Source organism: Novosphingobium sp. NBM11, assembly GCF_015390225.1.
Classification (GTDB): Bacteria; Pseudomonadota; Alphaproteobacteria; order Sphingomonadales; family Sphingomonadaceae; genus Novosphingobium.
Window position 1 is genome coordinate 224,782 of the sequence record NZ_VUOG01000001.1, and the last position, 17,929, is coordinate 242,710.

Annotated in this window: 18 protein-coding genes; 9 read left to right on the forward strand and 9 right to left on the reverse strand. The window is 61.9% G+C overall.

All coding sequences use genetic code 11. From position 1 onward, the window contains the following. Window positions 1–161: 161 nt before the first annotated feature. Genes F1640_RS01125 through F1640_RS01145 form a run of 5 tightly spaced genes read left to right on the forward strand, consistent with a single transcriptional unit; the run spans window position 162 to window position 4,170 of the window. Window positions 162–974: an HD-GYP domain-containing protein gene (locus tag F1640_RS01125; RefSeq protein WP_194917328.1), complete on the forward strand. Its 813-nt coding sequence runs from the start codon at window positions 162–164 to the stop codon at window positions 972–974. A 14-nt stretch (window positions 975–988) separates the two neighbouring features. Next, window positions 989–2,269 (forward strand): site-specific integrase, encoded by a 1,281-nt coding sequence (locus tag F1640_RS01130; RefSeq protein WP_255530425.1) that lies wholly within the window; start codon window positions 989–991, stop codon window positions 2,267–2,269. Continuing rightward, window positions 2,266–3,489 carry a tyrosine-type recombinase/integrase gene (locus F1640_RS25750; protein WP_194917330.1) on the forward strand — a complete coding sequence of 408 codons (1,224 nt, stop codon included), beginning with the start codon at window positions 2,266–2,268 and terminating at the stop codon, window positions 3,487–3,489. The genes F1640_RS01130 and F1640_RS25750 overlap by 4 nt, the downstream gene beginning before the upstream one ends. 13 nt (window positions 3,490–3,502) lie before the next feature. Continuing rightward, window positions 3,503–3,928, forward strand: coding sequence for a putative toxin-antitoxin system toxin component, PIN family (locus F1640_RS01140; protein ID WP_126027350.1), 426 nt, complete (start codon window positions 3,503–3,505; stop codon window positions 3,926–3,928). Then, window positions 3,925–4,170, forward strand: a complete 246-nt coding sequence (locus F1640_RS01145) for a toxin-antitoxin system HicB family antitoxin (RefSeq protein ID WP_126027352.1) — start codon at window positions 3,925–3,927, stop codon at window positions 4,168–4,170. The genes F1640_RS01140 and F1640_RS01145 overlap by 4 nt, the downstream gene beginning before the upstream one ends. A gap of 14 nt (window positions 4,171–4,184) precedes the next feature. On the opposite strand, the gene F1640_RS01150 is transcribed toward F1640_RS01145, so the two are convergent. Next, window positions 4,185–4,955 (reverse strand): ion channel, encoded by a 771-nt coding sequence (locus F1640_RS01150; RefSeq protein ID WP_206694603.1) that lies wholly within the window; start codon window positions 4,953–4,955, stop codon window positions 4,185–4,187. Beyond that, window positions 4,952–5,998, reverse strand: a complete 1,047-nt coding sequence (locus tag F1640_RS01155; RefSeq protein ID WP_194917331.1) for a mechanosensitive ion channel family protein — start codon at window positions 5,996–5,998, stop codon at window positions 4,952–4,954. The genes F1640_RS01150 and F1640_RS01155 overlap by 4 nt, the downstream gene beginning before the upstream one ends. Window positions 5,999–6,143: 145 nt before the next feature. On the opposite strand from F1640_RS01155, the gene F1640_RS01160 reads away from it, so the two are divergent. The 4 genes from F1640_RS01160 to F1640_RS01175 all read left to right on the forward strand — a co-directional run bounded on the left by F1640_RS01160 (window position 6,144) and on the right by F1640_RS01175 (window position 11,617). Further along, entirely contained in the window at window positions 6,144–7,901 is a 1,758-nt protein-coding gene (locus tag F1640_RS01160) for an SLC13 family permease (RefSeq protein ID WP_194917333.1), read from the forward strand. 6 nt (window positions 7,902–7,907) lie between these two features. Beyond that, complete coding sequence (locus tag F1640_RS01165) at window positions 7,908–9,191, forward strand: sodium:proton antiporter (protein WP_126027360.1); 1,284 nt, start codon at window positions 7,908–7,910, stop codon at window positions 9,189–9,191. Beyond that, entirely contained in the window at window positions 9,188–10,819 is a 1,632-nt protein-coding gene (locus tag F1640_RS01170) for a DUF389 domain-containing protein (protein WP_126027362.1), read from the forward strand. Before F1640_RS01165 ends, F1640_RS01170 begins: the two co-directional genes overlap by 4 nt. Window positions 10,820–10,999: 180 nt before the next feature. Beyond that, a complete protein-coding gene (locus tag F1640_RS01175; RefSeq protein WP_194917335.1) occupies window positions 11,000–11,617 on the forward strand; it encodes an HD-GYP domain-containing protein in 618 nt (205 codons plus the stop codon). Here F1640_RS01175 and F1640_RS01180 read toward each other — a convergent pair. From F1640_RS01180 to F1640_RS01210, 7 genes are all read right to left on the reverse strand, one after another. Next, window positions 11,592–12,170, reverse strand: coding sequence for a YbjN domain-containing protein (locus tag F1640_RS01180; protein ID WP_255530150.1), 579 nt, complete (start codon window positions 12,168–12,170; stop codon window positions 11,592–11,594). The two genes, F1640_RS01175 and F1640_RS01180, sit on opposite strands and share 26 nt — an antisense overlap. Window positions 12,171–12,255: 85 nt before the next feature. After that, a complete protein-coding gene (locus F1640_RS01185) occupies window positions 12,256–14,082 on the reverse strand; it encodes a M2 family metallopeptidase (protein ID WP_124808703.1) in 1,827 nt (608 codons plus the stop codon). A gap of 86 nt (window positions 14,083–14,168) precedes the next feature. Continuing rightward, complete coding sequence (locus F1640_RS01190) at window positions 14,169–14,930, reverse strand: alpha/beta fold hydrolase (protein ID WP_194917337.1); 762 nt, start codon at window positions 14,928–14,930, stop codon at window positions 14,169–14,171. After that, window positions 14,927–15,373, reverse strand: a complete 447-nt coding sequence (locus F1640_RS01195) for a GFA family protein (protein WP_194917338.1) — start codon at window positions 15,371–15,373, stop codon at window positions 14,927–14,929. Before F1640_RS01195 ends, F1640_RS01190 begins: the two co-directional genes overlap by 4 nt. A 52-nt stretch (window positions 15,374–15,425) precedes the next feature. Next, entirely contained in the window at window positions 15,426–16,076 is a 651-nt protein-coding gene (locus F1640_RS01200) for a hypothetical protein (RefSeq protein WP_194917339.1), read from the reverse strand. A gap of 34 nt (window positions 16,077–16,110) precedes the next feature. After that, entirely contained in the window at window positions 16,111–16,761 is a 651-nt protein-coding gene (locus F1640_RS01205; RefSeq protein WP_194917340.1) for a 2-hydroxychromene-2-carboxylate isomerase, read from the reverse strand. Between the two features lie 118 nt (window positions 16,762–16,879). Further along, window positions 16,880–17,905 carry an aspartate-semialdehyde dehydrogenase gene (locus F1640_RS01210; protein WP_124808708.1) on the reverse strand — a complete coding sequence of 342 codons (1,026 nt, stop codon included), beginning with the start codon at window positions 17,903–17,905 and terminating at the stop codon, window positions 16,880–16,882. Window positions 17,906–17,929 lie beyond the last annotated feature (24 nt).

The following is a 17,929-nucleotide window of genomic DNA, read 5'->3' on the forward strand; positions in this document are numbered from 1 at the left end:
GCGCGGGTTGCAAACATGGCACTTTCACGCCCCCCAAATTTGTACGCGACGTTTACGATTTGGAACCATCCTGAATGTTACGCGAACCGAAGCGGACGAACCTGCGTCCGTATCGCACGGAGCAGTTTGGGTCAGGCTTTGAATATGAAGGTCGGTTGCCAATGGCGCTAAAGCAGATTGAGAAGGATCAGGTCCGCGCCGGCATGTGGATTCATGCCATCAAGGGCGTGTGGTTCTTCCACCCGTTCTGGCGTGGCAAGTTCCTTCTGGAGCATAGCGACGATGTGGACGCGCTGCGCTCTGCGCGGATTTCCGGCGTGATCATCGATACCGACAAGGGTCTCGACATCAAGGTCGACCCTCCCAAGGCCGCGAACCAGCCCGCTCCTCCGCCCGCCGCCGCACCCGCGCCCCAGCCTGCGCCGCCCCGCGCGACCTCGCGCAAAAGCGCCAAGCCACGGCTCGCCCCGATCGCACCGGCAGCGCGCCAGAAGCCCGCCGCGCCCGAAACCTGCTCCATGGCAGCCGAACTCGGCCGGGCGCGCAAGACCGTGAACCTTGCGCGTCGCCTGATGTCCCAGCTTCTGAAGCAGGTTCGCTCGGGCGATACCATCGATGCCGAAAAGCTCGGACCGCTGGTGGACGAAATCGCGGATTCGCTGTCGCGCAACAATTCCACGCTCACGTCGGTGCTGCGACTGAAGCGCAAGGACGAATACACCTACATGCATTCGGTGACCGTCTCGGCGCTGATGATCAACCTTGCCCGCGAACTGGATTTCTCCGAGGAAAAGGTGCGTGAGGCCGGCATGGCCGGCTTGCTGCACGATATCGGCAAGATGGCGATCGATGATTCGATCCTGAACAAGGCCGGACGCCTGACCGACGCCGAGTTCGCCTCGATGCGGGAGCATCCCGAACGCGGGCATTCCGTACGCAGTGTACTGCTGAGTGCATGGGAAAAAATGCTGTAAAATCAGTGCGCGAGATGCTGGGATTGCTCGGCGGCGGGTATGCCACTGAAGGCCATCCGGTCCCCGCAAATGACCGGATTTCCGCGACTTCTGACCCCAGTTTTGATATTGGCGATGGCCAGATGGTCCCCATGCAGCGAAAGCCCGGGCGCCGGGCACTGCTCGATGGCAACTTTGCGCGGCGCAAGCTGCCGCTGCGCGAGACGGAATACTGCATCTGGGATACCGAGTTGGCCGGCTTCGGCCTGCGCGTCAGGCCAAGCGGCAACTACTATTGGTTCGTGCGTCTCCGGCATCGTGGGAAGCATCGCCGGATCACTCTGGGCCGATCCGATGACCTGGCGGCCGAGCTTGCGCGGGCGCAGGCGCGGCGGCTGCTCGCCGAGGTGGCGCTGGATGGTTTGCCTAAGCGCACTGTGGTCAAGGCCACACCGATCATGTCAGACTTTGTCGACACCTATTGGGACGACCTATCTCGCGTGTGGAAAGCGTCGACGATCAGTCGCAACTTTCACGCTTGGAAAAACGTAATTGCGCCAGAGTTTGGACCAATGCGCGTTGCCGACATTATGCCCGCTGACGTTCACCGCTGGCGCGATAGTTTCGCGGGAAGTCGTGAGGGCCAGTTCAACCGCTCGGTGCCGGTATTGGCAGCCTTGCTCAAATACGCGGAGGCATTGCGACTCCGGCGCAGGGGCTCCAATCCCTGCCGGGGGATGCCGCGCTACAAGCGCGAACCCAAAGAGCGATACCTGTCGCCCGCTGAGTATCGCCGGATCGGTGCGGCTTTGCGTGAGGAGGAGGCATCCTATCCGGCGCAAGTGGCAATCGTGCGGTTGCTGCTGTTTACGGGCGCACGGCTTGGCGAGATATTGAACCTTCGCTGGGAATGGGTGCAGCCGCCGCGACTGTTGCTGCCGGACAGCAAGACAGGAGCCAAGACAATCTGGCTCAATTGCCAAGCGCTCGAAGTTCTGGAAGGCATCAACCGACGAGACGGCGTCGAACTTGTTTTCCCCAACAAGTCCGGCACGAAGCCAATCATTCTTGACAATTGGTGGCTTCCTTTCCGGCGTCGTTGCGCCTTGCCCGATGTCCGCATTCACGATCTGCGGCATAGCTTTGCATCCACCGCGATAATGGACAACGTGCCGCTTGCGACAATCGGCAAGCTGCTCGGGCACGTCCTGCCCGAAACGACCGCAAAATACGCGCACCTCTCCGATGACGTAATCGGCGATGCTGCTAATCGAATTGCGGGATCGCTGGCGCAGGCGATTGGCCTTCGCCCGTGACCGCTGCCAGCCTCAAGCGGATCGTCGAGGAGGCGCTCGCCGAGGTAGGAGCGAACGTCAATTTCCTTCTCGTGCCGAAGGGAAAGGCACGGTCCACGACCTGGCTCGGGATCGAGCACGGCTTCGGCATCCGTCATTACCCCAGCGGCCGCAATGTCTACATCGTGCAGACGAGGATGGCGGGGAGGCTGCGGACGGTCACCATTGGCCCGGCCTCGGTCCTGACCCGCCATCAGGCGCAGATGGTCGCGCGGCGCGTGATCGCTTACGCGCAAGTCGGCCGTGACCCGGCGACCGACCGCAAGCGTATCCGCTCCGCCCCACGGTTCGATGATTTTCTGGAGGAATACTGGTCCCGTTGGTCGCCGCAGTGGAAGGCATCGACCTTGGCTACGCACGACGGCTACCGCCGCCAGTATCTCGACAACGCCTTCAAGGGCGTGTTCATTGACGAACTGAACGAAGAGCATGTGACCAAATGGTTCGCCGACCTCAACAATCGTACTGGCCCCGGCGCGGCGAACCGCACGCTCGAAATCCTCAAGAACATGCTCAACAAGGCTGAGGTTTGGGGATACCGGCTCGAAAACACCAACCCCTGCCGGTCGGTCAGGCCGAACAAGCGCAGGCAATGCGAACGGTTTCTAACCGCGCAGGAACTGGCGCGGTTTGGCGACGTGCTTGCCGATTTACGGGCCAGCGACAATCTCACGATCCGCTCAGGATGCGCGGTTATCACGCTGCTCTTGCTGACTGGCTGCCGCTACCGTGAAATCCTCACCCTCCAATGGCAGGACGTGAAGGGTGGCCGTCTGCTCTTGCGCGACAGCAAGACCGGCCCGCGCACGGTCTGGCTCGGCTCGGCGGCGCGCGAAGTCATCGACAGCCTGCCTCGACATGCCAAGATTCCTTGGCTGTTCTGGAATTACCAATATCGCAGGCCGATGCGGTCCATCCAGCATTTGTGGGAGTCGATCCTGGGGCAGGCCGGGCTCGGTAAGCTGCGTATCCATGACCTGCGCCACACCTTTGCAAGCCATGCCGCGATGAGCAAGGAAACACTTCCCATGATCGGGCGGTTACTCGGTCATGCGAACCATCAATCGACCGCCCGCTATGCCCATCTCGATGACGAGCACTTGCTGGACGCAGCGCAGCAGGTCGGGGATGCGGTGGAGCGACTGATAGGGCGCTCCATTGAAATCTCCCATAACAAGTGATATCTCATAGGATATGCCAAGAGTCGTCCTCGATACAGACATCATCGTGACGGCGCTGAGGAGCGCGACTGGCGGTAGCAATGCAGTCCTACGCGAGGCCGCTCACGGGCGGCTTACTCCCCTGGTGACGCCTGCGCTGTTTCTCGAATACGAGGCGGTGCTGAAACGGCCCGAGCAGCGTCTCGCACATGGATTGGGGTTGCGTGACATCGACCACTTCCTTGCTGCACTGGCGAGCGGCTGTGAGGCGGTTGAGGTGAGTTTTCAATGGCGACCGCAGTTATCGGACCCAAATGACGAAATGGTTCTGGAAACGGCGGTCAATGGCCGTGCCGATGCTTTGATCACGCATAATGTGCGAGATTTCGCCAAAGGTGCAGCAAGGTTCGGATTGCGGGTTTTGCGACCCGGAGAATTGTTGAAGGAGTTACGATCATGAGCAAGGCATCCTACCCGCTCAAGCTCCCGGCATCGGTCAAGGAGGCCGCTGCCCGGCTTGCGAAGGAAGACGGCGTTTCGCTGAACCAGTGGATTGCGGTCGCTATCGCCCAGAAGATCGGCGTGGTAGAAACCGCGTCAGACTTCCTCAAGCGCCGTGCCGGCAAGGCGCGGCCCAACGACATGCTGGCGTTCCTTGATCGGGCGAAGCGGGAAACCCCACCGGTTGGAGATGAACTTTAATAGCTTGAAACTGTTCAATCATTGTCGTGCGGGATTCTGATGCGAGCGCCGCAGGCTTTGCAGTGGATCGCATCAGGATCGTGGCGCAGCAGCCCGCATTGCGGGCAAGGAAAACGAACCTTTGCGCCTCGCATGGTCACTTGCACGAGGCGGATGAACAGCGAAACACCGCCGATCATGATGATGATCGAGAGAACTTTCCCCCATGGCCCCGGCAGCACGACATCGCCGTAGCCCGTGGTCGATAGCGTGGTGACAGTGAAGTAGAGGGAATCCAGGTAGGAATTGATGTGGTTAGCACGCCCGGCGAAGCCGGCGTGCACCAGCGATGCGGCCACGAAAACAAAAATGACGAGGTTGGCCGCCGCACGGGCAGTGTCCTGAACATTGGTGTCAACCCAGCGTCCGCTTGCAACGACGCGCCAGAGGTTTTCACCTTGGACCAATGAGTAGATTCGCATGATCCTCAGAAAACCAAGATTGGCAGCGAAAACTGGAGCGACGAGTGATGCCAACACAGCAAAGTCGGCCCAGACAATTGGGCGGCGCAACCAACGTCTGACATCACCGAAAGCGAATGCCCGCAAGCCAAGGTCAATCGCGAGGATGGCCGCGATCGCATAGTCGAGAATAAAGAAAGCTGTGTCGCGTTCAATGAACGGCGCGACAATGAAGAACGCGATCAGTGCGACATCGAGGAGCAACATCCAGCTTTGGAATCGCAGCGCTGCCCCCGAGCCTCCAAAATACAGCTCATGCAGACGCGATTGCAAAGCCGGCTTCACAGTGGCTTGCCTTCGACGATGTCTGCCGCGGCATCGTTTGCAGAGGCATCTGACGCCGAAGCTTTGACGGCGTTCGCAGGCATCCCGCTTCGTCCCGTCGCCGCTTCGACTCCGGCTTGCCCTTCATGTCCGAAGTAGGAACGGATTCGCAGGTCGTGCTGAGGGAAGGGAATCTCGATGCCGTACTTGCGCAACGCATCGTCCAGTGCCCAGCAATAGGCTGCCATCATGCTGCCGGGACGCTTCACCGCCTCAAGCGATGGCCAGACCACAAGTTCGAACTCGAGCGCTGAGTGGCCAAATCCCGTAAGCCAAACCTGCGTCCTGCGATCATCGCTGTCCGGCAGAGTGAATGACACCGAACGCGCGGCCTCCAGGGCTGCCAGCTTCACGACATCCTTGTCGGTGCCATAAGCAACTCCAAAAGGAACATGAATGCGCCGGGACGCGCGGTCGCGTGTCCAGTTGGTCAGTTTGCCGCCCAGCAGTTCGGCGTTGGGCACAAGAACATCGACATGATCGGTGGTTCGCAGGGTCGTCGCCCTTGGGCCGATCGCGGCCACCGCGCCTGCGGTTCCATCATTCAGTTCGACGTAATCGCCCACCTCAATGCTACCATCGAACAGTAGGATCAGGCCGCAAACGAAATTCTTGACCACGTCCTGCAAGCCAAGGCCGATGCCGACGCCCAGGGCTCCGGCGAAAAGAGACAGAGCGGAAAGATCAACGCCGAGGGCCGAGATCGCAGCGGCAAGGGCAGCGAATACGATAATGTACCGAGCGACCTGCCCGGCTACGTAAAGCGTGGAGGCTCGCCCCTCTCCGAGCTTCCCCTGCGCGCGCACCGTCAATTGGCGGATGATCCAGATGGCGAAAGCAGCAACAGCCAGAATGGCTCCCGCGACGATGATCGACCGCAGGGAAATGCCCGTGTTGCCGAAATTCAGGATCGGCTCGGCGACCACTTTGTCCAATCCTTCCAAAATTCCGCCCTCCCGCCCAATACCCTTGGCACAGCGAATTCCGTGCAGCAACGAAAGCAAGGATCGGCAATCGCCAACGCATTAAAATTCCTGTCCCAAACTATGGCTATGCTTTGGCTGGTAACCTTGGGCAGACCCAACAGAAGCGCATTCCTGCCGGGTTCTCCTTGCCCGGAACGGCAAAGGCACTAAGCGTTGAAGTACCATGCCCGAATCCAGCAACGCCATCCTGATTTCCCTCATATTTCTGGGCGGCCTTGCCGGCTTCGCCAGCGATCGACTGCGACACGATCTTGTCGCGCTGTTAATGCTCGCAACCTGCTTGGTGCTGGGGTTGGTGCCGGCCACTCAGGCGTTCACCGGCTTCGCCGACCCGGTCGTCCTCACCGTGGCCGCAGTGATGATCGTAAGCGCGGCAATCTCGCGGTCCGGCATGCTTGCCCACGCGCTACGCCCGTTCCGTCGCTGGATGCGCGCGGAGATTGGCATCGCGATCGTCTATTCGGCTTTGTGCGGTATAGCGTCGGCATTCATGAACAACGTCGGCGCACTTGCCTTGCTGTTGCCCGCAGCCCTGGCGACCTGCCGGTCGGCACGAATATCGCCAAGCCGTATCCTCATGCCAATGGCCTTCGCTTCGTTGCTGGGCGGCCTGGTGACGCTGATCGGCACGCCGCCCAACGTCATTCTGGCCGAACTGCGTGGGGATTACGGTAAACCTGCATTCGGGATGTTCGATTTCGCCTACGTCGGATTGCCGCTCGCTCTTGCGGGCATGGTACTGACGATCCTGATGGTTCGGTTCCTACCGTCGCGCGCGTCCAGCGAAGGCGAGCCTCTCAAATTCAGGATAGCCGACTACCTTTTCGAACTCCGGGTACCCAAGAGTGCTTCCCGCTCGCTCACCGTCGAAAAGCTGGCCTCGATTGGTTCAGGGGAAGATCGCCTCGCAGTCCATGCAATTGATCGCGGAGGCATTCTGGTCACGGCCCCACGTCTGAGCCGTTCGCTGTTGCCGGGCGACATCATCCAAGTCGAAGGACGCGCGCCAGTCGTAGAGCAGGTGCTTGATCGTCTGGGGCTTGAACTCGCGTCCGACGCTGAAGACGATTTGCTTGAAGGCTCCTTCAGCGAATGTGTCGTGACCGACCACAGCAGTCTCATCCAATGCGACAACGCCGCTGCCTTACTCGCGCAAAACGGGGCCGCACTCGTCGCCGTTAGTCGCAGGGGGAAGAGTATCGCAGATGGCTTGTCCGCCTTGCGACTCCAGCCGGGCGACGTGGTGTTACTTCAGGTGCCGCTGGAGAGGGTTGCCGAACTTGTCCATGCCTTTGACCTGCTCCCGCTGGCCGAGCGGCAACTGAACCTGAGACTGGCGGCAAAGGACTGGTTGCCGGTGCTCGCATTGCTCGGCGCAATTGTTGCGGCATCGTCGGGCGTGTTCAATCTCGCCGTCGCGCTTATGCTGGCGGTGACGGTGCTTGGAGTCTTCGGGAGGCTGAAAGGGCAAGTCTATCACGACATTGATTGGCCAATCATAATCCTGCTCGCCGCCCTGATCCCGGTGGCTCAGGCGTTCTCGGAAAGCGGAGCGGGAAACACTATAGCCGGACTGATCAGCGCGTCCGGGCACGGACAGCCTGAATGGCTCATGGTCGCGGTAACTCTTGGCCTGACGATGGCCGTCACACCATTCCTGAACAACGCCGCTGCCGTGCTGATCATGGGGCCGATTGCGGCCCAGACGGGTATCGAGACCGGTGCCTCGGTCGATGCCATGCTCATGGCCGTTGCGATTGGCGCATCCTGCGATTTTCTGACACCTATCGGGCACCAGTCAAACACGCTTGTCTGGGGCCCAGGCGGCTATCGCTTTTCCGATTACGCCCGTGTTGGCACACCCCTTTCCGTGCTGGTGCTGGTGCTCGGCACGATCCTGATCACATCGGTATGGGGATAGCGGGCAATGCACCAATCGAACCTATCCCCATTCGACGTGGCAGCGGTGCTGATCCTTCTGGCAGCGGTGCTTGGCTATGCCAATCATCGGCTGCTGAGGCTTCCGTCAGCAGTGGGCATGACGCTCATGGGCGCTCTGGCCTCTCTCGCGATAATCGGCATCGGAGCGGCCTTTCCCTCTTGGGGGCTGGTGCCTCTGGTCGAGCGCTTCCTGACCGGGATCGACTTTCATGCAGCCTTGATGGAGGGCATGCTCTCGTTCCTGCTCTTCGCGGGGGCGCTCCATGTCGATTGGCTCGACATGCGCGCCAATCGCGCGCTGATCTTTGCCTTGGCGACATTCGGCGTCGTGCTTTCAACCGGCATTGTCGGGGTTGGGACATGGTGGATTGCCGGAGCCATGGGCTTGCAGGTTCCTCTGCCATGGGCGCTTGTCTTTGGAGCACTGATCAGTCCGACTGACCCGGTCGCGGTCATGGCTATCTTGAAGCGTGCAGCGGTCCCGCCATCCCTGCAAGCGACCGTCGCGGGCGAGAGCCTGTTCAACGACGGCGTGGGCGTCGTAATTTTCGCCATACTTCTAGCCGTAGCGACCGGGGCCGATGAATTCAGTTGGAGCCATGCTGCAAGCGATTTTGCCCGCGAGGCGTTGGGCGGGGTCGCCTTTGGCCTGGTGACAGGCTGGATTGCCTTCCGCTCGATGGAATCCATTGACGACTACAGTGTCGAGGTGATGATCAGCCTCGCGCTCGTCATGGCAGGATACAGCCTGGCCCATACCCTCCATGTCAGCGGACCGGTCGCCATGGCGGTTGCCGGGTTGTTCATCGGCAACGCTGGAGTGGCGCGCGCGATGAGCGACGTGACCCGCGACTATCTCATCAAGTTCTGGGAACTGATCGACGAGATTCTCAATGCCGTACTGTTCCTGCTGATTGGCCTGGAAGTGGTGCTGATCACCGGACAGCCGCGCCTGCTGCTGTTTGGCCTGGCGGCGATCCCTCTCGCGCTGTTTGCCCGTTGGCTGTCGGTTCGTATCCCACTCACCTTGCTGCGCAGCAGGATCGATTTAGGGGCGCTTGCCGTTCCTACGCTGGTCTGGGGCGGGCTTCGCGGCGGCATCTCGATCGCACTTGCGCTTTCTCTTCCCAATGGCCCCTACCGAACGTCGATTGTCGCGGCCACTTTCGTCATCGTGCTGTTCTCAGTGATCATCCAGGGTGGCAGTATCGGAGGCCTGATCGGACGGCTTGGGGAACGCAAGCAGAGCCGTGGGGAGGGTAATAAATGACACCACAACCTGTTGCGAATGGATCCCGTTGGGTAACATTCCGGGAAAATGCGGTGAGGTCTTTTGCCGCATTTCGCGCCCAGATCGACAAGACCGGTTTGTTCCCCGACCTCAAGGGGGATGCCGGCAAATCGCTCCGCCAGTCAGTGCGCGACGAAGGGCGCATTACCAAATCGTACATGCTGATGTGCGGGCTGTCAGCCGGCATTGCCGCACTCGGACTGCTGCAATCCTCAACGGCTGTCGTGATCGGGGCGATGCTGATTTCCCCGCTGATGGGGCCGATCGCCTCTATGGGATTTGGCTTTGCCTCGCTGGACGGGCACCAGATTCGGGATTCGGTCAAGGTTATCGCAATCGGTGCGGCTATCGGCATCCTTACCGGCGTTCTGCTCACTTGGCTCAGCCCAATCCGCAATGCGACACCCGAGATCATTGCCCGCACCGAGCCAACCTTGCTTGACCTTGCCGTAGCTGTCTTCTCCGGCATCGCCGGAGCCTATGCTACCGTCCAGCAGAAGGGAGCGACCGCGATCGGCGTCGCCATCGCAACCGCACTTATGCCGCCACTGGCGACCGTCGGTTATGGGCTTGGTGTGGCGAACATGAGTTTCGCTCTCGGTGCCTTCCTCCTGTTCCTGACCAACCTGGCGGCAATTGCCTTTTCGTTTGCCCTGATAGCCCGATTGAGCGGGGCTGCCCGACCTCTGGCCAACGTGGAGATCACACCGCGCTATGTCCTGGCAGGGATGGCAGCCTTTGCCGCCTTGGCCACACCACTTGGCGTGACGCTCTATCGTGTAACCGCCGAGGCAAAGGCGCAGTCTACAGTCCGGCGCCTGTTGACCGAGGAACTGAATCTCAAACCCGTAAACATTGCCCAGTTGCAGGTCAGGTGGCCCTTGCGCGGCGCACCCTCCGTGGACGCCGTTGTGATCGCGCCACAGTACACAAATGATGCAGAACGAAGGCTTCTGAGCAAGCTCGAAGCCGAGTGGGGGGAGCGGCCAAGCCTGAACCTGCAGCAGGTTGTTGCGGCAGACGTGCAAGCGCAAGCCCGCGCCATTGTCGACGCTGCCGTGGAAACATCTGCTGCCGGTATCGCCCGCGACGTGCCTCCTCTTGTTGCGATACGAGAAGCCGTCGGACTTCCAACCCAAGCACTCTGGGTCAACCGCTCCGAGCGAACCGTTCAACTGGTTCCATTTGCAGCCGAAGGCTGGCAACTCGGCGACTACCGAAAAGCCGAACAAGCAGCCGCCCAGGTGGCTGGGGGGTGGAATGTCCGGGTCATACCACCCGTTGAGCCAAGGCTTTTCGTCGCCATGCAATTAGAAGATGGCCGTCCTCAGCAAAGCCAGGGCTTGGATGACGCAGTTTGGGCAATCCAGCACTGGGGTGTGCAGGGGATTACGGTGGGTGGGTACTCGGATGGGAATGCGTCCGATAAGAACAAGGCAACTGCTCTCTCAATCGCCGAATTCGCCGTAGCGGAATTGGCGAAGGTTGGCATCCGAGCAAACGCGATGGTGTTGCCAACCGAGCAATCGCAGCGCGTTCGCGGGGAGAGCGCCGGGGTCGAATTCGAGGTCGTCAGAGCCCCACAACGGGAGGGGACAAAGCCATAAACGTGTCCAGCGTGGCGACATTCAATCCTGCCCCTACAGTGATGGCTATTTGGTCCCCAATCGAGAACATAAGGGCATCAATGGGGCAGCGGATGAGGGGGTCTGGTCAAAAATATTTCATGCTTGAATGCCGCATGAGGCGCCTTGTTCCGCAGAAAAGCTAGGCAAATCCTTTTGTCAATGAATGTCAGAGTCACCGGTCCACCCCGTGCAGTTGGAAACCGGCTTGACCGGCACACCGTACTGCGCAAGGACGATACGCTGTCGGCGCTGGTCATGGACGTGGCGCTGCATCATCACGAAAAGGTCGATGGTACCGGGTATCCCCACCGGCTGAGCGGCGACGAGATCACGCTGCTCTCGCGCATGGGCGCGGTGTGCGATGTCTATGACGCCGTCACGTCGGACCGCCCCTACAAGGCTCCTTGGACACCGGCCGAAGCGATCCACGAGATGCTGAGCTGGAACGGCCATTTCGACGAATATGTGCTGGCCGCGTTCGTGCGCTCGGTCGGCGTCTATCCAGTCGGCTCACTGGTGCGGATTCCCGGCGACCGGCTTGCGATCGTGATCGAAACGCACCGCAAGCACCCGGAACGCCCCACGGTGCGCGCTTTCGCCAGCACCACGCCCGGCGCGACAATCGAACCGGAAGACATCAACCTGGCCGAAACGCAGGACGACATTCTGAGCTTCGAACGGCCGGCCGACTGGGACCTTCACGATTGGGAAGAACGCTGGCCCGAACTTGCCGGCGCTTCGCTCAAGAACGTCAAGGGCGAGAGCCGGAAGCGATAAGGCGGCCCGCTGGCCGCTTCGCATCCGCACCGGTATCCTCGTTGAACGCCAGAGCGCCCACGTTATCCAGGGCGAAGCTGAAGTTTTCGACCACCTTGCGGAACACCGACGAATCAAGGCCGCCTCCGGTCACCACATCCCAAGACAGCACGACCGACTTGTCGGTGCCAATGGTCAGGGCGCCGAACCGATAGTCGCGCGCGAAGGCCGCCGCTTCCTGCGGCCCGAAAGGCTTGTCGGGCGTAAAACTGGCGCTGAACTGCAACGACTGGCAATTGTCGTGCATCTTCGCGTCGCAATCATAGAACAGCACGAACGTCTGCCATTTGCCGATGCGCGCGTTGATCAGCGGTTCGCCGGCGTCATCGGCGGTCAGATCGGCGCCATAGCCCAGCGAGCGCAGCGCGGCGACCACGCCATCCGGGCTGGTAGCCGTGACTTGCCGCGCAAGCGCGACGGGTTCGGTATCGAGATTCATGCTGGCATGGGCGGGCACCGAGGCCGCAAAGGCACTTCCCAAAGCCAGAAACGCGGCAATCCGGCGCGATTTCATTATGGCATCCTCTGATTTTTATATAATTTGAGAAGATGGTGACTGAAACCGCGCCTGACGGCAAGACCTTATCGGGGAGCAGACCCTACCAGCCGCAGTCCTTGCCGCGGTTCTGCTGCTCCAGCCAGCGCGAAAGCGGCGCGAAATAGCGCACCATCGAGGCGCCGCTCATCTCGCGGCTGCCGGTGAAGGCTTCCAGCGCATCGGGCCAGGGCTTGGATGCGCCCATCGTGAGCATCGCATTGAGCTTCTGGCCCACCGCCTTGTTGCCATAGAAGCTGCACCGGTGCAGCGGCCCCTTCCAGCCGGCCTGCTTGCACGCCGCCTCGAAGAACTGGAACTGCAACACCCGCGCCAGGAAATAGCGCGTATAGGGCACCACGGCGGGGATGTGATACTTCGCGCCCGGATCGAAGGCATCGGCGCTGCGCGGCGCGGGCGGCACGATGCCCTGATACTTCAGGCGCATGTCGTTCCAGGCCGTTTCATACTGCGCGGGCTTGATCGTGCCGTTGAACACGTTCCAGCGCCAGCGATCGATCAGCAGGCCGAAGGGCAGGAACGCCACCTTGTCCATCGCCTGGCGCAGCAGCAGGCCGGTGTCCTTTTCCGGCCCCGGCACCTTCGCGCGATCGAGCAGGCCGATCTGCACGAGATATTCGGGCGTGATCGAGAGCGCCACGAAATCGCCGATCGCTTCGTGGAAACCGTCGTTGGCGCCATTCAGGTAAAGCGGGTCCTGCCCGTTGTAGGCGCGCTGATAGTAGTTGTGACCAAGTTCATGGTGGATGACGCCGAAATCGTCGCCGTTCACCTTGATGCACATCTTGATGCGCAGATCGTCCTTGTTGTCCACGTCCCAGGCCGAAGCGTGGCACACCACCTCGCGATCACGCGGCTTCACGAACTGCGAACGCTGCCAGAAGGTTTCGGGCAATTGCGCCAGGCCCAGCGAGGAATAGAAGCCCTCGCCCGCCTTCACCATCTTGAGCGGATCGTAGCCCTTCGCTGCCAGCAGATCGGTGACGTCGTAGCCAAGATCCCCCGCCCCGGCGGGAGCGACGATATCATAGATGTTGCCCCATTCCTGCGCCCACATGTTGCCCAGCAGGTCGGCGCGGATCGGGCCGGTCCTGGGCTGCACGGCATCGCCGTACTTCTCGTTGAGCTTGGTGCGGACATAGCAGTGCAGCTGGCGGTAAAGCGGCTGGACCTCGCCCCAGATCTTCTCGGTCAGCGCCGCGAAGGCATCGGGGTCCATATCGTAGTTCGAGCGCCACAGCGCGCCGGTATCGGCAAAGCCAAGTTCGCGCGCGCCAGCGTTGGCGATATCGACCATGCGCACGTAGTCGGCCTTCATCGGCGTGCCGACCGTATCGTGCCAGCTTACCCACATTTCCTTGAGCTTCGCCGGATCGCGCGTGGTGCCCATCGCTTCCTCGATGTCGCTACCATTGACGGGCTCGCCATTCAGCGTGCCATGGCCCTTGCCGTAGATGCCCTGGACGCGGGCCTGCAGCGCGGCGAATTCCTCGGCCGCGCCGGGGGTGGTGGGCGCCGGCGTGGTGATCTGGGTGCGAATGACCAGCAGCTTGCGCGCAACGTCGGGCGCAAGGCCTGGCACCTTGGCGAGGATCGCCGCCTGCTTGGCCTGATCGACCTGAAGCTTCGTCAGCGCCGCGTTGCCAGCGGACGTAAGCTCGGCGGTATCGTAGGTTATGTTGGTCTGATAGACCCACTCGGTGCGGTTGGTGCGGATGGACTGGTCGAAATAGTCCTTTTCCGCCTGGGACAGCCACGTCTTCACCGTGGCGGGAGTGGCGGCAGCATCCTGCGCGCAAGCGGGCGCGGCAAGGCCCGTCACGGAAAGACCCGCGACGGCCAGCGCAAGAACGGAAGACAGCGATTTCATGGACGGGGACTCCCTGAGGACATTGCCAGCGCCGCGCGATGCGGGCGCTTGTCATGCCTCCGTGGTTAAGCCTCCGAACGCCGGGGTCAAGCCGGACTGGTAAGAAACGAAACGATCTCCGCCCCCATTTCGGGCACGGTCACACTGCTCATGTGCGTGCCGGGAATGGTCGCGCGGCGCGCGTCGGGCAGCGCGGCGGCCAGCCGGTCGGCCGAGCCGTTGTCGTTGTCCTTGTCGCCGCACAGCACCAGCACGGGCATGGTCACGCCGGCAAGATCCTCCGGCGCGGTATCCGCCATCGAGCCCAGCAGCAGCCGCGCGGCGACGCGATCGACGTTCATCGTCTTCATGAACTGCTGCGAGACATAGGCGGGATCGCCAGGCCGGATCGTGCCGAAGCGATCGATCACGTCGATAAAGAAATCGCGCCGGCCCTTCCATCCGGCAAGCCCTTCCAGCCCCATGCCCGCCAGCACCAGCCGGCGCGGGGAAAGTCCGCCCAGCACCGCCCGCGCCGAGGTTCGCGACCCCAGCGAGAACCCGCACAGGTCGAAATCGGTGAGCCCCAGATGCTCCACCAGCGCCATGGCATCGAGCGCGAGTACGTCCGCCGGATAGGAAGCCGGATCGTGGGGTGCGGCACTTTCACCATGCGCGCGCAGATCGGGCATCAGGCATTCGAACCCGGCGGCGACAAGCTGCGCGGCGGTGCCGAACTTGACCCAGTTGATCGCCGCCGAGGAGAACAGCCCGTGCAGCAGCACGACCGGCCTGCCCTTCCCCATCCGGTGCAGCGCGAGTTGCGCGCCGCCGTGGCCGGCAAAGAATTCGGTGGTCAGCTCGGTCATTCGGGAACCTCCAGTCCAGCGGCCTTCCAGCGGTCGGCCACGCTCGGCGTCTGGTCGCTGCGATGGCGGGGAAGCGCGCGCGTGTCCAGCCATGCCTCGTGCAGGCTTTCCGCGCCGGCGTGCGATACCGGCCGGAGGATCGAAGGATCGTCGAAACTGCCGACGGTGAGGTCCATCATGCCGGCGCCATCGAGGAAGGCAAAGCCCAGCGGCGTGCCGCAAGCCGAACAGAACGGGCGCCGCGCGATCGGGGACGAGGCATACCAGTCGGGCTCGCGCTCCCAGAGGATGGCATCGCGCGCAGCCTGCACGAAGGCCGCCGCCACCCCGCCGGTCGCCTTCTGGCACATGCGGCAATGGCAGAGATAAGCCTCGTCGCTACCGAGGCGCACGGCATAGCGGATGCGGCCGCACTGGCAGCCGCCGGTCATGGTGGTCAGCATGAGCGAGAGGATAGCGAAGGGGCAACGCTTAAACCAGAGTCACTCCCTACATTTAGCTATGGACGGGGGCGGCCTGCCTCGTGCCTTCCGCATCAAGGGGGGCTGGGAGATCGAGCGGCCTTTCGATGGAAATGACGCCCCGTGCCCAATCGGCAATCACGAACCTCGATTTGCCGTCCGGCTTCGCGAGTACCATCGATACGCCCACGCCCGCCACCGCCTGAGGCGCGTCCATTGCCGCAACGCCACGCGCAAGCGTGAAGAACTTAACATCCGAAAAGCGGCATCCCACCACATCGAACAACGGGCGCTCATCCGTTCCGCCATTGCGCGCAATTGCAATGTAGCCTTCCGCATCGGCGCCCTCCGCCTCAGACAGCAAGGTAAATCCGCTCAGGACGCGCTGATCGTCCTTGAATGGCCGGAAAACCTCGCCGGAGCGCATGTCCACCAGCCTCAACGCCCGGCGCCCTCCGCCTGGTACATCAAGATAATATAACGTGAGCGGCCTGTTTCCCGCATGCACCACCTCACCGATCAACCGCGTGTTGTCGACGGGCTGTGATATGGTGGATGACCCTGGAAGCTCCCTGCGTCGCACTAGGTCGGACGTCATCGGAACCAGCAGCAGCACGAGTCCCACGATCAGCAAAACGGCAATCGCTGCGAAGGCACTCGTTTTGAACGTCCTCAATTTGCGCATCAGCCGCCTTGAGAGCATCCACCGGGGTTTCTCGTCATCCACTAGGAACCAGCCCCTTCTGTTCCATGCGCCACACCGCAAGGTCGATGCGGTCCTGCCCGAAGAACGGTTCGCCGTCAAAGACCAGCGTTGGCACGCCCCAGTGCCCGGCGGCTTCCAGCGCTTCCTGGTTGGCGGCGAGTTCGGCGTCGAGCCGTTCCGCGTCGCTCGCGGCTTCGGCTTCGAGTTCGGCGAAGTCCAGCCCGGCGCGAGCGGCGGCGCCAGCAAGGTGATCGCCTTCGTGCCAGCCCTGCGTACCGCCCCAGATCAGGCGCGAGACTTCATCGGCGAAGGCCAGTGACTTGCCGCGCCGCGATGCCGCCTGCCCCATGCGAGTCAGGCGGAAGATATAGGGCTGCTCGTCCGCGATGCGCCGCGTGGCGATGTCCTGCACGATCGGATCGGGGCGCGGCGGAACGAAGGGAATGCCGTGGAACTGCGCCAGCCGCGCCACATCCACGAACAGATAGCGCAGCCAGCCGGGATGATTCCGTTCGAAGAAATCGGGCTGCCGGATCGCCAGCGGATAGACCGGGCGCAGATTGATGGCGAGATCGTACTCGTCCGTCAGCGCGCGATAGCGGCGCGTGGCCAGGTAGCTGTACGGGCTGCGGAAAGACCAGAAAACGTCGGCGGAAAGCGTCATGGCGCGGGTGCCCTCTCCCAAGGATCAGAGGCGATCCTAGGGAGAGGGTGGCTGTCGCGCAAATGTTATGACATCGAAAATGCCGAATCTTTCCCGCAATCGGGGAAGGATTGCCGGCTTACCCCTTCTTGAGGTGGCGGCGGCCCAGCAGTTCCGCGATCTGCACCGCGTTAAGCGCCGCGCCCTTGCGCAGGTTGTCCGACACGCACCACAGCGCCAGGCCGTTATCGACTGTGGAATCCTCGCGCACGCGCGACACGAACGTGGCGTAATCGCCCACGCATTCGATCGGCGTCACGTATCCGCCGTCCTCGCGCTTATCGACGAGCATGACGCCCGGCGCCTCACGCAGGATCGACTGGGCCTGTTCGGCGGAGATTTCTTCCTCGAACTCCAGGTGCACCGCTTCCGAGTGGCCGATGAACACCGGCACGCGGACGCAGGTGGCGACGACCTTGACCTTCGGATCGAGGATCTTCTTGGTTTCGGCGACCATCTTCCATTCTTCCTTGGTCGATCCATCGTCCAGGAACACGTCGATGTGCGGGATCACGTTGAACGCGATCTGCTTGGTGAACTTCTTCGGTTCCACGGGATCGCCGACGAAGATCGCGCGGCTCTGTTCGAACAGCTCGTCCATGCCTTCCTTGCCCGCGCCGGACACGGACTGGTAGGTCGAGACGACCACGCGCTTGATCTTCGCCGCATCATGCAGCGGCTTGAGCGCCACGACCATCTGCGCGGTCGAGCAATTGGGGTTCGCGATGATGTTGCGCCGGGTATAGCCGTCGATCGCATCGGGGTTCACTTCGGGCACGATCAGCGGCACGTCCGGGTCCATGCGGTAGAGCGACGAGTTGTCGATCACCACGCAGCCCTGCGAAGCGGCCTTGGGCGCATAGATCTTGGTCGGGCCGGAACCGGCGGCGAACAGCGCGATGTCCCAGCCGGTGAAATCGAAATGCTCGATGTTCTGGACCTTGAGCTTCTGCCCGGTCTCGCCGAACTCGATCTCGGTGCCCTGCGAACGCGGCGAGGCAACAGCGGCGATCTCGTCGATCGGAAACGCGCGCTCGGCAAGGATGTTGAGCATCTCGCGGCCCACGTTCCCCGTCGCGCCGACAACTACAACCCGGTAACCCATGTCACTTCCCTTCCAGTGCCGCGC